The sequence below is a fragment of the Candidatus Andeanibacterium sp. genome, from assembly GCF_057143545.1.
The window spans coordinates 1-19,514 of record NZ_DBNHSF010000095.1 but is presented as its reverse complement, the minus strand read 5'-3'; the positions used below and the strand labels follow the sequence as shown (position 1 = coordinate 19,514).

The 19,514-nt window shown below is 64.9% G+C and carries 27 protein-coding genes; 16 read left to right on the top strand and 11 right to left on the bottom strand.

All coding sequences use genetic code 11. The annotated features are described in order from the left end of the window. Positions 1 to 341: DNA-directed RNA polymerase subunit omega (gene rpoZ / locus AC16XC_RS06125; protein ID WP_484033760.1), on the bottom strand; the 341-nt coding region annotated here is incomplete at its 3' end. Between the two features lie 124 nt (positions 342 to 465). On the opposite strand from rpoZ, the gene AC16XC_RS06120 reads away from it, so the two are divergent. After that, the gene (locus AC16XC_RS06120) at positions 466 to 1,662 is read left to right on the top strand and encodes a phospholipase D-like domain-containing protein (protein ID WP_484033759.1); all 1,197 of its coding nucleotides are present in this window, start codon (positions 466 to 468) and stop codon (positions 1,660 to 1,662) included. Positions 1,663 to 1,950: 288 nt separating this feature from the next. On the opposite strand, the gene AC16XC_RS06115 is transcribed toward AC16XC_RS06120, so the two are convergent. Then, positions 1,951 to 3,450 carry a replicative DNA helicase gene (locus tag AC16XC_RS06115; protein WP_484033758.1) on the bottom strand — a complete coding sequence of 500 codons (1,500 nt, stop codon included), beginning with the start codon at positions 3,448 to 3,450 and terminating at the stop codon, positions 1,951 to 1,953. A gap of 133 nt (positions 3,451 to 3,583) precedes the next feature. On the opposite strand from AC16XC_RS06115, the gene AC16XC_RS06110 reads away from it, so the two are divergent. From AC16XC_RS06110 to AC16XC_RS06095, 4 genes are all read left to right on the top strand, one after another. Beyond that, positions 3,584 to 4,066 carry a UPF0262 family protein gene (locus AC16XC_RS06110; RefSeq protein ID WP_484033757.1) on the top strand — a complete coding sequence of 161 codons (483 nt, stop codon included), beginning with the start codon at positions 3,584 to 3,586 and terminating at the stop codon, positions 4,064 to 4,066. A 20-nt stretch (positions 4,067 to 4,086) separates the two neighbouring features. Next, positions 4,087 to 4,800 carry a glycoside hydrolase family 25 protein gene (locus AC16XC_RS06105; protein WP_484033756.1) on the top strand — a complete coding sequence of 238 codons (714 nt, stop codon included), beginning with the start codon at positions 4,087 to 4,089 and terminating at the stop codon, positions 4,798 to 4,800. A 10-nt stretch (positions 4,801 to 4,810) separates the two neighbouring features. Then, complete coding sequence (locus AC16XC_RS06100; protein WP_484033755.1) at positions 4,811 to 5,230, top strand: cytidine deaminase; 420 nt, start codon at positions 4,811 to 4,813, stop codon at positions 5,228 to 5,230. 80 nt (positions 5,231 to 5,310) lie between these two features. Beyond that, on the top strand, positions 5,311 to 5,721 hold the full coding sequence (locus tag AC16XC_RS06095) for a hypothetical protein (protein WP_484033754.1): 411 nt from the start codon (positions 5,311 to 5,313) through the stop codon (positions 5,719 to 5,721). A gap of 33 nt (positions 5,722 to 5,754) precedes the next feature. Here AC16XC_RS06095 and AC16XC_RS06090 read toward each other — a convergent pair whose 3' ends face one another. Continuing rightward, the gene (locus AC16XC_RS06090) at positions 5,755 to 6,891 is read right to left on the bottom strand and encodes a M14 family metallopeptidase (RefSeq protein ID WP_484033753.1); all 1,137 of its coding nucleotides are present in this window, start codon (positions 6,889 to 6,891) and stop codon (positions 5,755 to 5,757) included. After that, complete coding sequence (locus tag AC16XC_RS06085; RefSeq protein ID WP_484033752.1) at positions 6,888 to 7,484, bottom strand: DUF4136 domain-containing protein; 597 nt, start codon at positions 7,482 to 7,484, stop codon at positions 6,888 to 6,890. Before AC16XC_RS06085 ends, AC16XC_RS06090 begins: the two co-directional genes overlap by 4 nt. 129 nt (positions 7,485 to 7,613) lie before the next feature. Here AC16XC_RS06085 and galE point away from each other — a divergent pair, with 129 nt between their 5' ends. The 3 genes from galE (at position 7,614) to AC16XC_RS06070 (ending at position 9,528) form a co-directional block, all read left to right on the top strand. Next, positions 7,614 to 8,621, top strand: coding sequence for a UDP-glucose 4-epimerase GalE (gene galE / locus AC16XC_RS06080; protein WP_484033751.1), 1,008 nt, complete (start codon positions 7,614 to 7,616; stop codon positions 8,619 to 8,621). A 69-nt stretch (positions 8,622 to 8,690) separates the two neighbouring features. Next, positions 8,691 to 8,816 (top strand): type B 50S ribosomal protein L36, encoded by a 126-nt coding sequence (gene ykgO / locus AC16XC_RS06075; RefSeq protein WP_007165381.1) that lies wholly within the window; start codon positions 8,691 to 8,693, stop codon positions 8,814 to 8,816. Between the two features lie 97 nt (positions 8,817 to 8,913). Next, entirely contained in the window at positions 8,914 to 9,528 is a 615-nt protein-coding gene (locus AC16XC_RS06070) for an HAD family hydrolase (protein WP_484033750.1), read from the top strand. Between the two features lie 88 nt (positions 9,529 to 9,616). Here AC16XC_RS06070 and AC16XC_RS06065 read toward each other — a convergent pair whose 3' ends face one another. Then, entirely contained in the window at positions 9,617 to 9,952 is a 336-nt protein-coding gene (locus tag AC16XC_RS06065; RefSeq protein WP_484033749.1) for a CC_3452 family protein, read from the bottom strand. Between the two features lie 169 nt (positions 9,953 to 10,121). Between AC16XC_RS06065 and AC16XC_RS06060 the strand changes: the two genes are divergently transcribed. After that, positions 10,122 to 10,622: a winged helix-turn-helix transcriptional regulator gene (locus tag AC16XC_RS06060; protein WP_484033748.1), complete on the top strand. Its 501-nt coding sequence runs from the start codon at positions 10,122 to 10,124 to the stop codon at positions 10,620 to 10,622. On the opposite strand, the gene AC16XC_RS06055 is transcribed toward AC16XC_RS06060, so the two are convergent. The 4 genes from AC16XC_RS06055 to AC16XC_RS06040 all read right to left on the bottom strand — a co-directional run bounded on the left by AC16XC_RS06055 (position 10,619) and on the right by AC16XC_RS06040 (position 13,344). Beyond that, positions 10,619 to 11,110 carry an N-acetyltransferase family protein gene (locus AC16XC_RS06055; protein ID WP_484033747.1) on the bottom strand — a complete coding sequence of 164 codons (492 nt, stop codon included), beginning with the start codon at positions 11,108 to 11,110 and terminating at the stop codon, positions 10,619 to 10,621. The genes AC16XC_RS06060 and AC16XC_RS06055 overlap by 4 nt on opposite strands. After that, positions 11,107 to 11,517, bottom strand: coding sequence for a PIN domain-containing protein (locus AC16XC_RS06050; protein ID WP_484033746.1), 411 nt, complete (start codon positions 11,515 to 11,517; stop codon positions 11,107 to 11,109). The genes AC16XC_RS06055 and AC16XC_RS06050 overlap by 4 nt, the downstream gene beginning before the upstream one ends. After that, entirely contained in the window at positions 11,514 to 11,759 is a 246-nt protein-coding gene (locus tag AC16XC_RS06045) for a DUF6364 family protein (protein WP_484033745.1), read from the bottom strand. The genes AC16XC_RS06050 and AC16XC_RS06045 overlap by 4 nt, the downstream gene beginning before the upstream one ends. A 76-nt stretch (positions 11,760 to 11,835) precedes the next feature. After that, on the bottom strand, positions 11,836 to 13,344 hold the full coding sequence (locus tag AC16XC_RS06040) for a YifB family Mg chelatase-like AAA ATPase (protein WP_484033744.1): 1,509 nt from the start codon (positions 13,342 to 13,344) through the stop codon (positions 11,836 to 11,838). A 272-nt stretch (positions 13,345 to 13,616) separates the two neighbouring features. Between AC16XC_RS06040 and rpmH the strand changes: the two genes are divergently transcribed. From rpmH to yihA, 5 genes are all read left to right on the top strand, one after another. Further along, on the top strand, positions 13,617 to 13,754 hold the full coding sequence (rpmH, locus tag AC16XC_RS06035) for a 50S ribosomal protein L34 (RefSeq protein ID WP_484033761.1): 138 nt from the start codon (positions 13,617 to 13,619) through the stop codon (positions 13,752 to 13,754). A gap of 130 nt (positions 13,755 to 13,884) precedes the next feature. Then, positions 13,885 to 14,259 carry a ribonuclease P protein component gene (gene rnpA / locus AC16XC_RS06030; protein ID WP_484033743.1) on the top strand — a complete coding sequence of 125 codons (375 nt, stop codon included), beginning with the start codon at positions 13,885 to 13,887 and terminating at the stop codon, positions 14,257 to 14,259. After that, entirely contained in the window at positions 14,256 to 14,465 is a 210-nt protein-coding gene (yidD, locus tag AC16XC_RS06025; protein WP_484033742.1) for a membrane protein insertion efficiency factor YidD, read from the top strand. The genes rnpA and yidD overlap by 4 nt, the downstream gene beginning before the upstream one ends. A gap of 48 nt (positions 14,466 to 14,513) precedes the next feature. After that, positions 14,514 to 16,289 carry a membrane protein insertase YidC gene (gene yidC, locus AC16XC_RS06020; protein ID WP_484033741.1) on the top strand — a complete coding sequence of 592 codons (1,776 nt, stop codon included), beginning with the start codon at positions 14,514 to 14,516 and terminating at the stop codon, positions 16,287 to 16,289. A 97-nt stretch (positions 16,290 to 16,386) separates the two neighbouring features. Next, complete coding sequence (gene yihA, locus AC16XC_RS06015; protein WP_484033740.1) at positions 16,387 to 17,028, top strand: ribosome biogenesis GTP-binding protein YihA/YsxC; 642 nt, start codon at positions 16,387 to 16,389, stop codon at positions 17,026 to 17,028. A 12-nt stretch (positions 17,029 to 17,040) separates the two neighbouring features. Here the strand turns inward: yihA and AC16XC_RS06010 are convergent, their stop codons facing one another. Further along, positions 17,041 to 17,349 carry a PilZ domain-containing protein gene (locus AC16XC_RS06010; RefSeq protein ID WP_484033739.1) on the bottom strand — a complete coding sequence of 103 codons (309 nt, stop codon included), beginning with the start codon at positions 17,347 to 17,349 and terminating at the stop codon, positions 17,041 to 17,043. 279 nt (positions 17,350 to 17,628) lie between these two features. Here AC16XC_RS06010 and AC16XC_RS06005 point away from each other — a divergent pair, with 279 nt between their 5' ends. Next, positions 17,629 to 18,294, top strand: coding sequence for a glutathione S-transferase family protein (locus AC16XC_RS06005; protein WP_484033738.1), 666 nt, complete (start codon positions 17,629 to 17,631; stop codon positions 18,292 to 18,294). 4 nt (positions 18,295 to 18,298) lie between these two features. Here the strand turns inward: AC16XC_RS06005 and AC16XC_RS06000 are convergent, their stop codons facing one another. Beyond that, on the bottom strand, positions 18,299 to 18,769 hold the full coding sequence (locus AC16XC_RS06000) for a cupin domain-containing protein (RefSeq protein ID WP_484033737.1): 471 nt from the start codon (positions 18,767 to 18,769) through the stop codon (positions 18,299 to 18,301). Between the two features lie 58 nt (positions 18,770 to 18,827). Here AC16XC_RS06000 and AC16XC_RS05995 point away from each other — a divergent pair. After that, the coding region (locus AC16XC_RS05995; RefSeq protein WP_484033736.1) for a M20/M25/M40 family metallo-hydrolase at positions 18,828 to 19,514 on the top strand (687 nt) is incomplete at its 3' end.

The following is a 19,514-nucleotide window of genomic DNA, read 5'->3' as shown; positions in this document are numbered from 1 at the left end:
CCGTCGTAATCCGCGCCGATCGAGGTCGAGCGTGCGGGAGCGGAAGCGGTGATCCGCAGCGCTTCGGCCGATTGGCTCAGCGAACCGATCTCGTCGGCTTCGTCCTCGTCGTCCGGCAGCACGCGCTGGAGCGACTGGATCAGCGATTCCTGCAGGTCCTTGGGCTTGATCGTCTGTTCGGCGATTTCGCGCAGCGCGACCACCGGGTTCTTGTCGCGGTCGCGATCGATCGTGAGTTCGCCCCCGCCGGAAATCTCGCGCGCGCGCTGGGCGGCCAGCAGCACGAGATCGAAACGGTTAGGAACTTTGTCGACGCAATCTTCAACGGTAACGCGCGCCATGGGCACTCCGGTCGGTTAGGGCTTACAGGAAGGCGCCGCAGATAGGTTTCCGTCCGGCCAAAGTCAAGGAAATGCGCGATGCCACCTTGCGGTGGTGCCCGGCCTGTGCTGTCACGCCCGGGCCATGCTCGATACGCCGCACGATGCCGCGGAGGCCGGGGAATTCCGTTCTCCCGGGCCCCTCACGGTGGAATTGCCCGAGGGGAAATTGACCCTTGTGGCGGACGGGCAGGATCGCCTCGCCGCCGTGCTCGACCTGATCGAGGGCGCGCGGCTGCGGCTGCGGCTGTTCTATTATGCCTTTGCCAAGGACCGTGCCGGCACGCTGGTGCGCGATGCGCTGGCCGCCGCGGCAGGCCGCGGGGTCGCGGCCACGCTGATCGTCGACGATTTCGCGGCCATCGCGGATGAGCGGTTCCTTGCTCCCTTCACCGATGCCGGGGGCAAGGTGCTGCGCTTCAGCCATCGCTGGAACGTGCGCTACCTGATCCGCAACCACCAGAAGATGCTGATCGCCGACGATCGCGCCGCGCTGGTCGGCGGATTCAACATCGAGGACGCCTATTTCTCCCCGCCGCAGGAGAATGGCTGGAACGATCTTGGCGCGGCGATCGAGGGCGAGGGCGTCGCCGCCATGGTGCGCTGGTTCGACATGCTCGAAGGCTGGATCGAGAACGAAGGCTCGCATTTTCGCACGATCTGGCGGCTGGTGCGCGATTGGGACCCGGGCGAAGGGCGGGTGCGGCTGCTGGTCGGCGGGCCGACGCGGGGGCTCAGCTCGTGGGCGCGCAGCGTCCTGCGCGATATCGATTGCGGCCATGAGCTCGACATGATGATGGCCTATTTCACTCCGCGCGGGGGGATCGTGCGGCGGATCGCCCGGCTGGCGGCGCGGGGGCGGGCGCGGCTGGTCCTTGCCGGCAAGACCGACAATTTCGCGACCATCCCGGCGAGCCGGTCGATCTATTGGCGGCTGCTGCGCTGCGGGGCCGAGATCGGCGAGTTCCGGCCCTGCCGGCTCCACGCCAAGCTCGTCGTGATCGACGATGTCACCTATCTCGGCTCGGCCAATTTCGACATGCGCAGCCTCTATCTCAATCTCGAGGTGATGCTGCGGATCGAGGATGCCGGGCTGGCCGCGCGGATGCGCGAATACATCGCCTACCACATGGATCATTCCGAACGGATCACGCCCGAACTTCACCGCTCGCGCAGCGGTTTCCTCGCGCGGATCGGCCGCAAGCTCGCCTGGTTCCTCGTCGCGGTGGCCGATTATGCGCTGACCCGCAGGCTCAATCTCCCGCCGCTGCCGAGGCGTTGACCACTCGGCCCGGGCGGCCTCGCCGCCGGCAAGGGTGACACAAGTGACAGGTGTCACCCTCGGCGTCACCCGGCGGGAAGCGAGGATTTGCACGGGGTTGGGGCGCCTAGGGTGACACATCCATGCTCGCGGGAAAATATAATCTTCTTTCCCCCACACGACAGGAAATGTCGCGATCGCATGGGATCTTGGGGCGGGGGAGCGGACCATCCGTGGGAGTATGCACGAGGGGAGGGAGTGTAGGAAAGCGCAGAGGCCGCGACGCACTCGTGCCTTGTCTCCCACCCCCTATTCGTAATCCCCCCAGCTCCCGGGCGCGAGGTCGCTGAACTTGGTGAATTCGCTCTGGAAATGGAGATAGACGTTCCCGGTCGCACCGTGCCGCTGTTTCGAAACCATCAGGGTCGCCCGGTTCACCAGCTCCAGGTGCTCCGCCATCCACTTGTCGTATTTGTCGATGGCATCGGCGGAACTGCCTTCTTTCGGTTCGTCGGGCCGCTTGGCGTCGTGATAATATTCCTCGCGGAAAATGAACCACACCATGTCGGCGTCCTGCTCGATCGAGCCGGATTCGCGCAGGTCGGAGAGCTGGGGCCGCTTGTCCTCGCGGCTCTCGACCTGGCGCGACAGCTGCGAGAGCGCGATCACCGGGACGTTGAGCTCCTTCGCGAGCGTCTTGAGGCCACGGCTGATTTCGGAGATCTCGTTAACCCGGTTGTCCGAATTGCGGCTGGTTCCCTGCATCAGCTGGAGATAGTCGACGATGATCAGGCCGACATCGTAGCGCCGCTTGAGCCGCCGCGCCCTTGTCCGCAGCGCCGCGATCGAAAGGGCCGGCGTGTCGTCGATATAGAGCGGCAGCTCGTTGAGCCGCTGCGCGGCGAAGGACAGTTTCTGGAACTGGTCGCGGGTGATCCTGCCCTTGCGCAGCAGCTCGCTCGACACTTCGGACTGTTCGGCGAGGATGCGCGTGGCCAGCTGGTCGGCCGACATTTCGAGGCTGAAAAAGGCGACCGGCGCGCCGATCGACTTGGTTATGCCGTCGGCCTTGTCGCGCATGAAGCGGTCGGCGCAATTGAACGCGATATTGGTCGCGAGCGAGGTCTTGCCCATGCCGGGACGCCCGGCAAGGATGACAAGGTCGGAATCGTGCAGCCCGCCGACCTTCTCGTTGAGCGCGGTCAGGCCCGTCGTCTTGCCCGACACATGCCCGCCCGAATTGAGCGCGGTTTCGATCAGGCCCAGCGCGGTGTTGGTGGCGGACCTGAAGCTCTGCGCCTCGCTCACCGTCGAAGCGCCTTCGGCAACCTTGTAGAGCGCGGCCTCGGCATTCTCGACCTGTTCGAGCGGGGCAACGTCGACCGATGTGTCGAGCGCTTCCTCGACAAGGTTCCTGCCGACCGCGACCAGCTCTCGCAGCAGCGCCAGGTCGTATATCTGGGCGGCGATCTCGCGCGGCGCGAGCAGGCCCTGCCCCTCGCCGGTCAGCCGGGCAAGATAGGACAGCCCGCCCAGTTCCTTGAGCGCTTCGTCGGCCTCGAAATAGGGCTTGAGCGTCACCGGGGTGACCACGGCATTGCGATCGAGCAGGGTCAGGATCCGCTCGTAAACCCGCTGGTGGACCGGTTCGAAGAAATGTTCGGGCCGCAATTGCGTCGGCAATTCCTCGATCACGCGATTGTCGACCAGGACCGCGCCGATGAAGGCGGCCTCGGCCTCGATATTCGCGGGCAGCGCCCGGGCAGGCGTTTCGGGCTTGGGGCGGATCAGCAGGGCTTCGTCAGGCATCCGCCCTCATTGCGCTCGCGCCCGACCCGGCGCAAGCGGGCGCTGGCGACTAATTTCAACCGCGGCTTGTGGATATCGGGGATGGAATGCCCCACTTGCGATTTTCGCTGCAAGTGCGAAACGATCCTCCGCCATGTCCGACCATCGCATCGCCCATATCGAGCTCGACGACGCCACGATCCTGTGGCGCAACGCCGATATCGAGCAGGAGCGCAAGGTCGCGATCTTCGACCTCATCGAGGAAAACCGTTTCGAGCCCTTGCGCGCATCGGCCGCCGGTTACTCCGGCCCCTGGCGACTCAGGCTGTCGGTGTCCGACGGCCGGCTGGCGATGGAAATCGGCGACACCGCGGGCAGGGACGTCGAAAAGCTGCTGCTTGGCCTGGCCCGCTTCCGCCGCCCGGTGCGGGAATATTTCGCGATCTGCGATTCCTATTACCAGGCGATCCGCAAGGCCAGCGCGCGCGAGATCGAAACGATCGACATGGCCCGGCGGGCGATTCACGATCAGTCGGCCCGGTTGCTGCTCGAGCGGCTCGACGGCAAGATCGCAACCGATTTCGCCACTGCAAGGCGGCTCTTTACGCTGATCTGCGTGCTGCATATCAAGGCCTAGAGAGAGGGTCCGCAGCAATCATGGGCAGGAAGAAGGCGATTTCGAACCGCTGGCGCGCCGCCGGTGCGCTGGTGCTCCTCGTGCTGGCCCTGCTGGGCTATCTCTGGTGGAGCTTCGCACATTGGACCCCGGAACGCGGCAAATGGCCGCAGCAGGGGATCCTCGTCGGAGCGGGCGATGTTCCCGCGCAATCGGAAGCGGTCGATTTCGTCGCGTTCGAGGCCATCGGCGCGCGCTTCGCCTATCTCGAAGCCAGCCGCGGCGCGGATGGGCGCGACCTGGCCTATTCGCGCAACCTGGCGGCCATTCGCGAGACCGGATTGAAATACGGTGCGCTCCACGCATTCGATCCCTGCGTTCCGGCCGATATGCAGGCGGCGAATTTCGTTACCGTCGTTCCCCGCGATCCGGCCTTCCTGCCGCCGGCGGTGGAGCTCGACCTCGCGGGCGACGGCTGCGAAGGGATGGTCAATGACGCACAAGTCGAAAGCGAGTTGACGACATTCCTCAACCAGATCGAAGGCCATGCCGGCAAGCCGGCCCTGCTGAAAATATCGGACCGCTTCGAAGAGCGTTATCACCTTGCGGCAAGGATCGAGCGCGACCTCTGGCTGTCGCGCGAATATTTCCAGCCGGACTATGCCGGGCGGCCTTGGACCTTGTGGACGGCGAATTCCGGTCTACACTCTGCCGCGAGCGCCATCCCGGTCCGCTGGGTCGTGGTGCAGGAGTAGGGCAAGCCCGATGAGCGATGATTCCGACCGCGACGAGCTGGTTGTTGCCGCCATGAAGGCGCTCGAGAATTCCTACTCGCCCTATTCGGGCTTCCGGGTTGGCGCCGCCCTGCGCTTTGCCGACGGGACGATCGTCACCGGGACCAATGTCGAGAATGCCAGTTACGGCCTGTCCCTTTGTGCGGAGACGGTGGCGGTCGCCAAGGCGATGGCGGAAGGCCATCGCGGCGGATTGGAAGCGATGGCCGTGATTTCGGATGCGCTCGAGCCGGTTTCGCCCTGCGGGCGCTGCCGCCAGTTGATCAACGAGCTGGCCGAACTCGGTGGCACGGATCCGGTCATCTGGTGCGCCAGCGAAACCAATGTCGTCCAGCGCAAGCTTTCGGACCTATTGCCCGATGCGTTCGGGCCGGGAGCACTGATTCGCTAGGCTCCGACGGACCGTTGCGGCGAGAGAGTCCTGGTAGTAACTCGAATTCGACAACAGCTTTCGGGAAGAGGATCACAACCATGAACAAGTTTACCCGCATTTCGGCGATCGCGCTGGCCGGCGCGGCGCTCTACGCCAGCCCGGCCTATGCGTCGGACGTCGTCGGCACATGGAATCTCACCGCGGCAACGCAGATGGGCGAGTTCAAGTCCAGCCTCACCGTGTCCGAGACCGATGGCGGCTACACGGTCGAAATGGAAGACGTGCCGCCGGAAGGCGGTGGCGCGGCCGGCGGGCCGCCGATGGAATTCGATAGCAGCATTTCCGATGTCGCGGTCGAAGGCAACAAGCTGACCTTCAAGCGCGCGCTTTCGAATCCGCAATTCTCGATGGTGCTGAGCTATACGCTCGACGCCGCAGGGGATGCGATTTCGGGCTCGGCCAATTCCGATTTCGGCCCGACCCCGATCACCGGAACCCGGGCGGAATAAGGCAGGTACTTGGGCGGACGTCCGGTCCGCCCGCTACCCTTCGAGCCATTCGACCAGCGCGGCAAGGCAATCGCGCGCCAGCAATTTGCAGCGCTCGGGGCTCCAGCCCTGCGCCGGGTCGGGCATGTCGGCGTGATCCTTGAACGGCATTTCGAGCGTCATGGCGCAGGCGCCGAAGCGCTCGGCGACCTGGTTGGTCGACATCGACATATTGGCCTGGCCGGGCCGCGCCACCGGATAGCCCTTGGCGGTCTGGAAATCGGGCGTCCGGCGATCGAGGATCGCGCGATAGCGGTGGTAGGCCGCACCCTGTTCGTCGGTCCATGACGGGATGCCCTCGAAACCCGCGATGAAGACATGCGGAATCGCCTCGTCGCCATGGACGTCGATCGCGAAGTCGACCCCGCTTTCGTCCATCGCATTGCGGATTGCCAGCACCTCGGGTGAATCGACTTCGGTCGGCGCGTGCCATTCGCGATTGAGATTGACGCCGATCGCATTGGTCCGCAGATGGCCGCGGCGCGAACCGTCGGGGTTGCAATTGGGCACGATGTGCAGGCGGCATTTGCGGCGCAAGGCCTTGGCCACCGGGTCGGCGGGATCCGTGAGGCATTCGAGCGCGCCCTCCATCCACCATTCGGCCATGGTCTCGCCGGGATGCTGGCGGGCATAGAGCCAGACCTGGGCCGGGCCGTCGCCCAGTTCGAGGCAGTCGAGCGGCTGGCCATCGAGCGTGGTGCCCAGCCGGCGATAGCTCACGCCTTCGCAGGCGGCGGCCTCCGAGACCAGGTCGTGATGCCGTTCCATCGGATAGGGCGCGAAATAGGCGAACCAGGCCAGCCCGCTCGCAAGCGTGTGGCGGATGGTCAGCGTGCCGCCTTCTTCCGCCTTGTCGAACGACGAAGCGGCGCGGCCCCAATATTCGCGGTCTTCGGAAACGCAGGCGTTGTAGTCGGTCCACCCGGCCGGATAGGCGGACTCATTGAGGCCGGTGAGTTTGAGGACCAGTTGCGTTCCCGCGTCACCCGCGACCCGGAAATGGAACCACTGGGCGAATTCGGACTGGTTGTCCTTGCGGATCGCCAGCTTCGCGCTTGCGCCGTCGACCGAGAGCACTTCCACGTTGCCGCTGTCGAACGCGGCGTCGATCTCGATGGGATTGCTGCTCACGGGATGCGGACCGTCTCGCCATTGTTGCCGGGGAAGTCGAGGAACAAGGCTTCGGCCATTTTCGGTGCGCCGAGCTGGGTCTGGGCCAGCGGCGAATCCGCCCTGACCGTGAAGCTCGCGCGGCCTTCCCAGATCGTCGCGTTGGTGGCACGCTCGCGGATCATGACCCCGAGCTCGGTCGTTACCTGTTCGGGCGGGGGGCCGGACAGGTCGATGCCGACCCCGAGCCCGACGCCCGAGCCGTAGCTGCCGGTCGATCCGCCGACGCCCACACTGACCGGTCCGCCTTCGCGTCCGGGTTCGAACAGGGTGCGCTCGAGCCTGACCAGCGCCACCTGGTCGCCCGATCCGGCGGCAACCTCCTCGTAACCGAGCCTGACAAGTTCGCGCGCCACGGCCCGCTCGTAGGCCCGCAGTTCGAGCGATTCCGGATCGTGTCCGGGCGCCGCTTCGACGGCGATCGTACCCATGGCCAGGCGATCGAGCGCGGCGGGCTGGTGGAAGCGGGTGACTTCGACCGGCCCGATCGGCGCCATGCAGGCGACCAGGCCTGCGGCAAGGCACAGCATCAGGCCGGCGCGAATGGATTTCATTATTCCTGGCTCCTCTGTTCCCAGCCTAACCGCTGGGGCGGCCGGGCGCTACTTCGTTCTGGCCTGTTAGCCGGGGATATTGGGCGGGAATTAACCACTCGCTTGCGCAAAACTGCTAGCAGGCGGCGCATGACGGGAAAGGTTCCAGTATTGGTGACCGGCGGGGCGGGCTATATCGGGAGCCACGCCGTGCTGGCCCTGCTCGACGCCGGATGGGAGGTGTCGGTGATCGACAATCTCGCCACCGGTTTTCGCTTTGCGGTGCCCGACGCAGCCGCGTTTTACGAAGGCGATATCGCCGACGGCGATTTGCTGGCGCGGATCTTCGGCGAGCGCGGGATCGGCGCGATCATGCATTTCGCGGGTTCGATCATCGTGCCCGAAAGCGTCGCGAACCCGCTCAAATATTATCGCAACAACACCGCCAACAGCCGGGCGCTGATCGAAGCCGCGGTCACGGGCGGAGTGCCGCACTTCATCTTCTCCTCGACCGCGGCGACCTACGGCATCCCCGAAGCCTCGCCGGTGAGCGAGGACAGCCCGAAGCTGCCGATCAATCCCTACGGCATGTCCAAGCTGATGACCGAGATCATGCTGGGCGATACCGCCCGGGCGCACCCCCTCAATTACTGCGCGCTGCGCTATTTCAATGTCGCGGGGGCCGATCCCGCGGGGCGCAGCGGGCAATCGACCGAAGGCGCGACGCACCTGATCAAGGTCGCGGTCGAGGCGGCGCTCGGCAAGCGCGACAAGGTCGCGGTGTTCGGGACCGATTACGCCACACCCGACGGCACCGGCGTGCGCGACTATATCCATGTTTCGGACCTTGCCGCCGCCCATGTGCTGGCGCTCGAAGCGCTGATCGCCGAGCCGCGGCGCTCGTTGACCATGAATTGCGGCTATGGCCATGGCTTCTCGGTGTTCGAAGTGCTCGATGCGGTGGACCGGGTGACCAATCGCACGATCGAGCGCGAACTGGCTCCGCGCCGGCCGGGCGATCCCGATTCGCTGGTTGCGGACAATCGCCTGATCAAGGCGACGCTGCCCTGGCTGCCGAGGCACGACAATCTCGACGAGATCATCGCCCATGCGCTGCAATGGGAGCGCAAATTGACCGAGATTCGCGGGGAAGCTTGACTTGGCAGGGCTTCGCCCGTAACGGCGCGCTTCGCAATTTTTCGCGGGAATGCCCGCTGTGAGAGAACGATGAAGATTCGCAATAGTTTGAAGTCGCTCAAGAACCGCCACCGCGATTGCCGCGTCATTCGGCGCCGTGGCCGGACTTACGTGATCAACAAGACCAATCGCCGCTTCAAGGCCCGCCAGGGCTGACTTGATTGTGAATCCCCGCGACGGCGGGGACCTTTTCCCAACGGGGATGCCGCTGCCCAATGCGGCCTGAGGCCCCCGCCTTCGCGGGGGCTCTTTTATGTCCGAAACCATAAAGGCCGTCGTGTTCGATGTCGGGAACGTGCTGTTCCATTGGGATTTGCGCTTCCTGATGGAAAAGGTGATCGACGATCCGGCGCGGCTCGAACATTTCCTGGGCGAAGTGCTGACGTTCGAATTCCATTCGCGCCACGATGCCGGCGAAGGGCTCGAGGTGCTGGTCGCCGAATTGCTGGACCGCCATCCCGATTACGCGGACGCGATCCATGCCTATGTCCATCGCTTCAACGAGACTATCGGCGGGCCGGTCGCAGGGATGCACGAACTGGTCCAGCAATTGGCGGAAGCCGGCGTCCCGCTGTTCGCGCTGACCAATTTCGGCACGACCTTCTGGAACGGGTTCCTCCCGACGGCGCCGATCTTCGGTCACTTCCACGACATCCTGGTGTCGGGCGAAGAATGCCTCGCCAAGCCCGATCCCGCGATTTACCAGCTGGCGGAAGAGCGCTTCGGCCATGCGCCGCACGAGCTGTTCTTTACCGACGATCGGGCGGAAAACGTCGAAGCGGCGCGGCAGCGCGGCTGGCAGGTGCATCGGTTCACCAGCGCCGGCGCATTGGCCGACGAACTGCGCGAACTCGGCCTCATTGCCTGAAAAAGAAGGGCCCCCGTGACGCTCACGGAGGCCCAGGGGGTGTGCCCGGCTGGAGTGATGGGGTCGGCCGGGCCGGGATGAAGCGGACTCAGCCCTTGTTGCAGCGCGCCAGCGCTTCGGCGTCGAGTTCGCCCTGGGGGTCGGCGAAGCTTGCGACCGGGCCGAACGCGCTGGCCAGGCGCCCGCAGACGATCACCGAACGCGAGCCGCCCTTCGAGCCCGAACAGCTGGTGCCTTCGCAGCGCCAGACAACGCCCGAGAGCACTTCCTGGCGCGGTTCGGCAAGCGGGGAAGCCAGTTCGGCGCGGTAATATCCGGCCTGCGCGGCATGGGCTGGCGCGGCGAAAGGCGTGATCAGCGTTGCGGCGCTCAGGGCGCAGGCAGCCAAGGCCCCGGAAAGGGGGCGAAGGGGGAGGCGGGTCATGTCGAATTCCTTCCTGGGTCTTTCGGGTCGCGACGCAGGCACGGAACTCGGCCCCGAAACTGCGTTGCGAATCGCTACCTAATGCAATAGGTAGCAAGTTGCAACTAGAAACTTATTGCGCTTTGGTGACAGCGCGCGATGAGCTACAAGGCGGGTCAAAAGGAAACCAATGGGAAAGCTTCGCGAACCCCTCGACCAGGTAGTCGAATGCGGCTTGCCGCAGGCGCTCGAGGTTATGGGCGAGCGCTGGTCGTTCCTGATCCTGCGCGCCGCGTTCAATGGCGTGCACCATTTCGAGGACTTCCTGACCGAGATCGGGATCGCCCGCAACATCCTCTCGAACCGGCTCGGCAAGCTGGTCGAACACGGCATTCTCGAGCGGCATACGCATCCCGACGACCGCCGCAAGGTGCTCTATTGCCTGACCGGCAAGGGCTATGACCTGCTCCCGGCGATGCTCGCGCTGCGGCAATGGGGCGAGAAATACACGATGGATACGCCGTCCAATCCGGTGCTGGTCGATTCGCGCGACTGGCTGCCGATCGGCCCGGTTTCGATCCTCGCCCATGACGGGCGGCCCTTGTCCTATTTCGAGCTGCGCTGGCAGGACCGCAGCAGGCTGGGCCAATCGGCCGAAGAGGAAAGCCTCAAGATCGAGCCGAATCTCTAGAGCATTCGGTACAGCACCAGCGCATCGACATAGCCTTTGCTCTTGTGGCGGAAGGCCTCGGGCAGCCGCCCGACCACCTGCAGGCCGAGCCTTTGCCACAGGCTGAGCGCCACCTCGTTCGAAGCCACCACCAGGTTGAACTGCATCGCGCGGAAGCCCTGGCGCTTCGCTTCGGCAAAGGAATGCTCGGCCATCGCCCGCGCCACCCCGCGCCCGCGTGCCGCGGGGTGGGTCATGTAACCGGCATTGGCGACATGGTCGGCGAGCCCGGTCGAATTGGGCTTCAAGTAATAGGTGCCGAGCACTGCGCCGTCGGCTTCGGCCACGAACACCTGCTTGTCCGGCGCGAACCAGTAATCGAACGCACCGTCGCGGTTGAGGTCCGGATCGAGCGGATAGCTCGCGCCCTCACGGATCACCGGCTCCATGATCGCCCAGATGGCGTCATGGTCGGCGTCGGTGGCGGAGCGGATGGTGGGGGTGGTCATCGGAACGGATTGGCAATGCGCATCCCATCGACGATGCGTCCGTCATCCATGTCCTCCGACCAAAGAACATCGCAACCCTGCGCCCGTGCCGCGGCGACGATCATGCTGTCCCAGAAGGAAAAGCGGTGCCGCTCCTGGATCTCAAAGCCGAGCTCGAGTAGCGCGAGCGTCGTTTCCTGGACAGGAAATCGGCGCCAGCGCTCGACAAATTCTATCGCCAGATCTCGCGGGAGGGAGTTTGTGCGGGTCGGCCTGGTTGCCTGATAATAGAATTCCTGCAGCACCTGCAGCGACAGGACGAGGTCTCCCTCGTCGATCAATGCCCATGCTCGCTCACGTTTGGCCTTATCGCCCGGCGCCAGGTCGACCGCATAGAGCAGTACATTCGTGTCGACGAATGCGCTCAACGTCTCCGCTCGTAGATCTCATCGCGCGTTAGACGTTCGCTGGCCTCAAAATGTGCGAATTCCTTGAGCTTTTCTCGCAATTTAAGCTCCTCCTGATGAAGTCGGTCGAATTCGCTTTCCTCTGAACCCAGCTCGTGAAGATATTCGCGCACCAGCGACGATAGCGAACGACCCATCTCGGCAGCGCGCACCCGCGCATTGCGATAGGTATCATCGTCAAGTGAAACTGTGACATTCTTCATTGTTTCACAGTAACCGAAGTGCCTCCGCGTTTCAAGCCCTCGGCAAGCGTGGCGGGGCGGATGGTGAGGTCAGGCATCAAGCCCTCGGTGCCTGTCTCCTGTAGCTCAAGGCTTCGGCGACGTGAATGCGGGCGACCGATTCCGCCCCCGCCAGATCCGCGATCGTTCGCGCCACCCGCAGCATCCGCGTATAGCTCCTTGCCGACAGCCGCATTGCTTCGGCCGCCTGCATCAGCAGCTTTTTCCCGGCCTCGTCGGGCGTGGCAAATCGTTCGAGCGCATCGCCGTCGAGCTCGGCATTGGTCCGCGCGCCGGTCGCTTCGAGCCGCGCGGTCTGGATGCGTCGCGCCTTCGCCACCCGCGCCGCCACTTCCGCCGAACCTTCGGCGGGCGGGGGCAGGGCAAGATCGCTCGCGCTGACGGGATCGACTTCGACATGGAGATCGATCCGGTCGAGCAGCGGGCCCGAGACCTTCGACTGGTAATCCGCTGCGCATCTGGGCGCGCGCGAACAGGCCCGCGCCGGATCGCCGAGATGCCCGCAGCGGCACGGATTCATCGCCGCGACCAGCTGCACCCGCGCAGGAAAGGTGACATGGGCATTGGCCCGGGCGACGCTGACTTCGCCCGTCTCGAGCGGTTGCCTGAGCGAATCGAGCACCGGGCGCTGGAATTCGGGCAATTCGTCGAGGAACAGCACGCCGAGATGCGCCATCGAGACTTCGCCCGGCCGTACCCTGAGCCCGCCGCCGGTGAGCGCCGCCATGCTGGCCGAATGATGCGGATCGCGGAACGGGCGGCGGCGGCTGATCTTGCCGCCGACAAGCTCGCCCGCGACCGACGCGACCATCGAGACTTCGAGCGCCTCGGACGGCGTCAGTTCGGGCAGGATTCCCGGCAGGCATGAGGCGAGCAGGCTCTTGCCCGCGCCCGGCGGGCCGATCATCAGGAGGTTGTGCCCGCCTGCGGCAGCGATCTCCAGTGCGCGCTTGGCACTCTCCTGCCCCTTGACCATCTTCAGGTCGGGCCCGTGGCCGACCTCCTCGACCTCGCCCGGCTGCGCTTCGGGCAGGCGGGTGGTGCCCTTGAGGTGGTTCAAGAGGCTGACAAGGTCGGGCGCGGCGCAGACCGGCACGCCGCTCGCCCAGCGCGCCTCGGAACCCTGCGCGGCGGGGCAGATCAGCCCTTTTTCCTCCTCGCTGGCATGAATCGCCGCCAGCAGCACGCCGGGCGAGGGCACGATCCTTCCATCGAGCGCGAGTTCGCCGACCGCGATCCAGTCGGTCAGCTGTTCGGCGTCGGTCACGCCCATCGCGGCGAGCAGCGCGAGCGCAATCGGCAGGTCGTAATGCGACCCCTCCTTCGGGATGTCGGCCGGCGAGAGGTTGATCGTGATCAGCTTGGGCGGGAGCGAAAGTCCCATCGCGGCGAGTGCCGCCTGCACCCGCCTCCGGCTCTCGGTTACCGCCTTGTCGGGCAGGCCAACGACATGCACGCGCGGCAGGCCGGGGGCAACCTGGCACTGGACCTCGACGCTGCGCGCTTCAAGCCCGAGATAGGCTACCGTCGAAACCAGTGCGACCACGCCGCGCGCCCCCTAACCGCCTGAAACTGCGCGACGATAGCGGGGCGGCGGGCGGAGTCGAGGGAGCGGACCCAAGTTTCGGGTCCATTTCCGACACATCCGGGAAAGCCCCTAGGCCGAGCGGCGAAATTCGGCAGCGCTGCATCGCCAGCTTGACTTGCGGGCCGCCCTCAACTAACCGCGCGCCCATGATCAAGGTCGCCTCCTCCATCGGCGGGCGGCTTTTTTGTTGGTTTCGCCAGGGCGACACCGGATTAGAGTTCGAGGAAGATATGTCGAAGCGCACTTTCCAGCCGAGCAATCTCGTGCGCAAGCGCCGCCACGGTTTTCGTGCCCGTAAGGCTACCGTCGGTGGCCGCAAGGTCCTGCGCGCCCGCCGCGCCCGCGGCCGCAAGAAGCTCAGCGCGTAATTTTTCCGCACGCCATCCGGCGTGCGAATTCCTCGCACCAAGCGCACTTCGTGTCGTGGTGCTGCGGGCGTGCAGTCGCACTTGCGGGCTGCTGGCGGCAGCCCGGATCATCGCCTAAAGCAATGTCGCGATGAGCACGGAACTCTTCATTCTCAAGAAGCGTGCGGACTTCCTTGCCGCGAACAAGGGCCTGCGCGTGGCGCTCCCCGGGTTCGTCCTGCTTGCTCGCCCCAACCATGGGCTCGGCAAGCGCTATGGCGTGACCGTCACCAAGAAGATCGGAAAGGCCGTGGTCCGCAACCGGATGAAGCGGCGGCTGCGCGAACTCGCGCGCGAATTGCTGCCGGTTGCAGGCCTGCCCGACCATGACCATGTATTGATCGGGCGCGAAGGCGGCGTCGAGCGGGATTTCGGGATCATGCGCGAGGAATTGTCGACAGCACTGGCGCGCGCGGCGGCGGGCAAGGGCGACCGGCCCCGCAGCCGGCGCGGCCCGAAGCGGTGAAGCGCCTGCTGATCCTGGTTGCGCGCGGTTGGCAACTCGGCCCCTCGCGGGTTCTCCCGCCGACCTGCCGCTACGCCCCGTCCTGCTCGCAATATGCGATCGAAGCGCTCGAAAAGCATGGTGCAATCAAGGGTGGATGGCTGGCGGTCAAGCGGCTATTGCGCTGCCACCCTTGGGGGGGTCACGGATATGATCCGGTACCATGATGCGCCGCCAGGCACGGGGACTGAAGGATATAGGAATAGGGATCGCCGGTGGACAATCCGCGTAATCTGATACTTGCGCTGGTGCTGAGCGCCGCGCTGCTGTTCGGCTGGGACTATTTCGTCCAGTGGTATTTCCCGCAGCCCGATCCGGTGGTCGCCGAATCGAGCGAGGAGGCTGCCGATCCATCGTCTCCGGCGTCGCGCGACATGCAGGCGCGGCGTGAAGGCGGGCTGCAGGATCCGGACCTCATCGCGCGCGAGGAAGTGGAACTGGAAGCGGCGCTGGCCGAGGCCGGCCGGGTCGAAATTGCCGCGCCCAAGGTCGCCGGCTCGATCAGCCCCGTCGGCGCGCGGATCGACGACATTACCCTTACCGACCACCGGCAAGCGGTCGACAGGGACAGTCCGCCGGTGCAGCTGTTTTCGCCCCTCGGAACCCCGGCGCAATATTTCGCGCAGTTCGGTTTCGTTGGTGAGGGCGTGGCGCTGCCGGGATCGGACACGCTTTGGGAGGCCAGCGGCGAACAATTGACGCCCGCGAGTCCGGTGACGCTGCGCTGGGACAATGGCGAAGGCCAGGTCTTCAGCATCGCCTTCTCGATCGACGAAAATTACATGATCACGGCCGAGCAGTCGGTCGCCAACAATGGCGAGGGGCCGATCATCGTCCAGCCTTTCGCACTCATCAATCGCACCAGCGAGACCGCCAGCATCAGCACCTGGAACGTCCATTCGGGGCCGATCGGGGCTTTCGACGGGTCGGTCGAATATGATTACGATTATGAAGACGTCGCCGAGGAACAGACGGTTGATTTCGCCGAGCGAGCCGACTGGATCGGCTTCACCGATATCTATTGGCTCTCGACCCTGATTCCCGAAGCCGGTCTCAACCCGCATGCCAGCTTCCGTTCGCTCGGCGATCAGCTGTTCCGCGCAGACCTGATCTACCAGCCGGTGACGGTGGCCGCCGGGGGCGAGCTCACGCGCACCACCAAGCTGTTTGCCGGGGCCAAGGAATCGGATGTGCTCGGCGCTTATGAAGACGGCGGGATCGTCAATTTCAGCAAGGCGATCGACTGGGGCTGGTTCGAGATCATCGAAAAGCCGATCCTGTGGCTGCTGAAGATCGTGTTCGACTATGTCGGCAATTTCGGTGTCGCGATCATGATCCTGACCGTGATCGTGCGCGGGTTGATGTTCCCGATCGCGCAGAAGCAATTCGCCTCGATGGCGGCGATGCGGGCGATCCAGCCGAAGATGAAGGCAATCCAGGAACGCTACAAGGACGACAAGCCCAAGCAGCAGCAGGAGATCATGGCGCTCTACAAGAAGGAAGGCGTCAATCCGCTCGCGGGCTGCCTGCCGATCTTCCTCCAGATCCCGATCTTCTTCGCGCTCTACAAGGTGCTGATCATCGCGATCGACATGCGCCACCAGCCTTTTGCATTGTGGCTCACCGATCTTTCGGCGCCCGATCCGGCGCATTTGCTGAACCTGTTCGGACTTCTGCCCTACGACGTGCCGAGCTTCATCGCGATCGGCCCGCTGGCTCTCCTGCTCGGCATCACCATGTGGCTCCAGTTCAAGCTCAACCCGGCGCAGATGGATCCGATCCAGCAGCAAATGTTCATGATCATGCCATGGGTGCTGATGTTCATCATGGCGCCCTTTGCCGCGGGCCTGCTGCTCTACTGGAACACCTCGAACGTGCTTACCATCGCCCAGCAATGGTATCTCTATTCGAAGCACCCGCAATTGAAGGCGCAGGCCGACAAGGACAAGGCCGACAAGGACCGAGCGGCCGCGCGCGACAAGAAGAAGTAGGCGTGACAGGCCCGATTCGTCTTTGCGAGCGGAGCGCAGCAATCCAGAGCGTCACGCAAGCCGTCCTGGACTGCCGCGCCGCCGGCGGCGGCTCGCAATGACGACTGATGCCGAGGAGCGAGCCAAACGCGCCGAGAAGCTGTTCTCGGGCCGCGTCGAATTCCTGCTCTCCGCCCCGCAGTTAAAGTTCCTGCCCGAGCCGGATGTGCCGGAAATCGCCTTTTGCGGGCGCTCGAATGTCGGCAAGTCGAGCCTCTTGAACGCGCTGACCGGGCGCAAGGCGATTGCCCGCACCTCGGTCACGCCCGGCCGGACGCAGGAGCTAAATTTCTTCGAAGTCGGCGAACCGACGCGGTTCCGGCTAGTCGACATGCCGGGTTACGGCTTCGCCAAGGCCCCGCCCAAGGTCGTGGCCAAGTGGAAGGCGCTGGTGCGCGATTATCTGCGCGGGCGCGCGGTGCTCCGCCGCACGCTGGTGCTGGTCGATGCGCGGCACGGGCCCAAGCCGGTCGATATCGAGATGATGGCAATGCTCGACGAAGCCGCCGCGCCCTATCGGGTGGTGTTGACCAAGGCCGACAAGCTCAAGGCGAGCGAACTGGAAAGGATCGTCGCGGCAACCGAAGCCGAGGCGCGCAAGCATCCGGCGGCCTATCCGGAGGTGCACGTCACCTCGTCGGAAAAGAAGTCCGGGATCGACGAGCTGCGCGCGGCGGTGCTCGCCGATGTCGAACTGTAGGAGGACTACCGGTCAGCAGGCCTGCTTGAGTTCGACCGGGAGCTTGGCCCGCAAATGGTTCACCACCGGCTCGTAGAGCATCGTCTCGAAGGCGATGCCCGCGCGGTCGTCTTCCACCCAGACCACGGTTGCCGGGCGGGAAGCGAGGCCTTCGAGCGCGATCTTGATCTGGTCGTTCGGCCTCGCCGACCAGGCCAGCCGATCGACCAGGCAGCCGCTGGCCGAAATGTCGATGATCGGCAATTCAATGCTCGATCCGGAACGTGACCGGCACTTCGCTACCGGCGGACGTTGATCATCCAAGCTACCCCATCGCGTCATCAGCGTATCCTTACTGGTGGAGCGGGTCGATTTCCCGGTCGATCGTCGGTCGATGCCCCGGTGAAGCCGCCAGCTTCCGCTTCGATGGGGCCAGGAATAGGCCTGCCGCGTAAGCGCCCAACCAACGAGATTGGAAAATTTTTATGCTGATGATTCTGGTCACCGGACGCAGTTAACGGGGTGGAAACAAAATCGGCAGTCGCGGCTTCCTGCCGCACCGTTCAGCCTCGACAGTGCCGGGCTGAATGGATAGGGCGGCGGGGAAAGGCGGATTTCCCAATGAAACTGATCATCGGCAACAAGAACTATTCGAGCTGGTCGCTGCGCGGCTGGCTGGCGATGAAGCAGTCCGGCCTCCATTTCGAAGAGTTAACCGTCCATATCCAGGGCGATGACTGGGAAGAGGCCAAGCGCCGTCAAGGCGATTTCCAGCCCTCGGGCGGCAAGGTTCCGGTGTTGTGGGACGGCGAAGCGGTGGTGTGGGATTCGCTCGCGATTCTCGAATATCTGGGCGACCGGGTCGGGCGCGACCGGTTCTGGCCGAAGGACGATGCCGCGCGCGGCATGGCGAGGGCCATGGTCGCGGAGATGCATTCCTCGTACCTGCCCATGCGGCGGGCGCTGCCGATGAATGTTCGCCGCCGCTACGAGGGCGTCGAGCTCAACGACGAAGTGCGCGCGGATATCGTGCGCATCCTTGGCCTGTGGGCCGAAGCGCGCGCCCGCTACGGCAAGGGCGGGCCGTTCCTGTTCGGGACCTTCGGCGCGCCCGACATCTTCTATGCCCCGGTCGTCAGCCGCTTCCTGACCTATGGCGTCGGCGTGCCCGGATTTGCCGTGGCCTACATGCAGGCGATCTGGGAGCACGACTGGATGCAGGCCTGGATCAAGGCCAGCGAGGACGAGGAATGGGTGATCGAGAAGTTCGAGGTCGAAGCAGCCTGACGCGTCACGAAGCCCGGCGCGTCTCGGGGTAGGGCGTGCCGTCCTTGTGGGCATAGCCATCGGCCCGGAAGATCATGTCGATATCGGGATATTCCCCGTGATCGATTTTGGGATCGCCCGCGCTGACCACCAGGAAGACGCAATCCCGCTCGCCGCGGTTCTGCAGGTGGTGTCCATTCTCGACTCCCGCAGGCCAGCAAACGATATCGCCTGGCGCCAGAACGGTCTCTCCCGCGTCCTCCACCAGCACCGCCTCGCCCGACAGCATCACCATCAACTCGTCCTGCACCGCGTGCCAATGGCGCTGCGACGACCACCCGCCGGGCCTGAGCACGACATGGGCCGCGCCCAGTTGCCGGAGCCCGGTCGCCTGGGCCAGGCGCCGCACGAAACGCCCGGCCATCGGTGCGTCGAAGGGCGGCGGATAGCCGGTCGTGTTCTGCTGGGGGATCGCCTCGAGATCGAGCTTGGGCATGTCAGGCTCCTGCGCTGCTTGTATGATTCCCGCTTAGCCCATATGCGCTCTCTCCACGATGACGAATACCGCTTCCCACGATGTCGCCGGGCTGGCCGAGGCGCTGATTGCCTGCCCCAGCGTCACGCCCGCCAGCGGGATGGTGTTCGATTGCCTCGAAGAGATGCTCACCGCGGCGGATTTCCTGGTTCATCGCTTCCATGCGGGCGCGGCGCCGGATGGCCCGGTCGAGAACCTGTTCGCGATCCGGAAAGGCCCCGCCGGATCGAAGCATTTCGCCTTTGCCGGCCATCTCGACGTCGTTCCTCCGGGCGAAGGCTGGTCGAGCGGGCCGTTTGCGCCGGAACGGCGCGGCGACTTGCTGCACGGGCGCGGTGCGGTCGACATGAAGGGCGCGATCGCGGCGATGGTCGGCGCGCTGCACGGGATCCCGCAGTCTGCCGGGACGTTGAGCTTCATCATCACCGGCGACGAGGAAGGGCCGGCCGTTTACGGCACCCGCGCGCTGATCGAGCACATTCGCGCAATCGGCGAAATCCCCGACCTGTGCCTGGTCGGTGAACCGACCTCGGTCCATCGCCTGGGCGATACGATGAAGATCGGGCGGCGGGGATCGGTCAATATCTGGCTCGAAGTCGAAGGCAGCCAGGGCCATGTCGCCTATCCGCACCTGGCCGACAATCCGATCACCCCGCTGGTATCGCTGCTGGCCGAGCTCAACGCGCTCGAGCTCGACCAGGGGACC

Bases quoted from the DNA above. Each gene is read 5' to 3' on its own strand.
- AC16XC_RS06120 (WP_484033759.1), top strand. From the start codon at position 466: ATGCTCGATACGCCGCACGATGCCGCGGAGGCCGGGGAATTCCGTTCT.
- AC16XC_RS06115 (WP_484033758.1), bottom strand. From the start codon at position 3,450: ATGCCTGACGAAGCCCTGCTGATCCGCCCCAAGCCCGAAACGCCTGCC.
- AC16XC_RS06110 (WP_484033757.1), top strand. From the start codon at position 3,584: ATGTCCGACCATCGCATCGCCCATATCGAGCTCGACGACGCCACGATC.
- AC16XC_RS06105 (WP_484033756.1), top strand. From the start codon at position 4,087: ATGGGCAGGAAGAAGGCGATTTCGAACCGCTGGCGCGCCGCCGGTGCG.
- AC16XC_RS06100 (WP_484033755.1), top strand. From the start codon at position 4,811: ATGAGCGATGATTCCGACCGCGACGAGCTGGTTGTTGCCGCCATGAAG.
- AC16XC_RS06095 (WP_484033754.1), top strand. From the start codon at position 5,311: ATGAACAAGTTTACCCGCATTTCGGCGATCGCGCTGGCCGGCGCGGCG.
- AC16XC_RS06085 (WP_484033752.1), bottom strand. From the start codon at position 7,484: ATGAAATCCATTCGCGCCGGCCTGATGCTGTGCCTTGCCGCAGGCCTG.
- galE (WP_484033751.1), top strand. From the start codon at position 7,614: ATGACGGGAAAGGTTCCAGTATTGGTGACCGGCGGGGCGGGCTATATC.
- ykgO (WP_007165381.1), top strand. From the start codon at position 8,691: ATGAAGATTCGCAATAGTTTGAAGTCGCTCAAGAACCGCCACCGCGAT.
- AC16XC_RS06070 (WP_484033750.1), top strand. From the start codon at position 8,914: ATGTCCGAAACCATAAAGGCCGTCGTGTTCGATGTCGGGAACGTGCTG.
- AC16XC_RS06065 (WP_484033749.1), bottom strand. From the start codon at position 9,952: ATGACCCGCCTCCCCCTTCGCCCCCTTTCCGGGGCCTTGGCTGCCTGC.
- AC16XC_RS06060 (WP_484033748.1), top strand. From the start codon at position 10,122: ATGGGAAAGCTTCGCGAACCCCTCGACCAGGTAGTCGAATGCGGCTTG.
- AC16XC_RS06055 (WP_484033747.1), bottom strand. From the start codon at position 11,110: ATGACCACCCCCACCATCCGCTCCGCCACCGACGCCGACCATGACGCC.
- AC16XC_RS06045 (WP_484033745.1), bottom strand. From the start codon at position 11,759: ATGAAGAATGTCACAGTTTCACTTGACGATGATACCTATCGCAATGCG.
- rpmH (WP_484033761.1), top strand. From the start codon at position 13,617: ATGTCGAAGCGCACTTTCCAGCCGAGCAATCTCGTGCGCAAGCGCCGC.
- rnpA (WP_484033743.1), top strand. From the start codon at position 13,885: ATGAGCACGGAACTCTTCATTCTCAAGAAGCGTGCGGACTTCCTTGCC.
- yihA (WP_484033740.1), top strand. From the start codon at position 16,387: ATGACGACTGATGCCGAGGAGCGAGCCAAACGCGCCGAGAAGCTGTTC.
- AC16XC_RS06010 (WP_484033739.1), bottom strand. From the start codon at position 17,349: ATGACGCGATGGGGTAGCTTGGATGATCAACGTCCGCCGGTAGCGAAG.
- AC16XC_RS06005 (WP_484033738.1), top strand. From the start codon at position 17,629: ATGAAACTGATCATCGGCAACAAGAACTATTCGAGCTGGTCGCTGCGC.
- AC16XC_RS06000 (WP_484033737.1), bottom strand. From the start codon at position 18,769: ATGCCCAAGCTCGATCTCGAGGCGATCCCCCAGCAGAACACGACCGGC.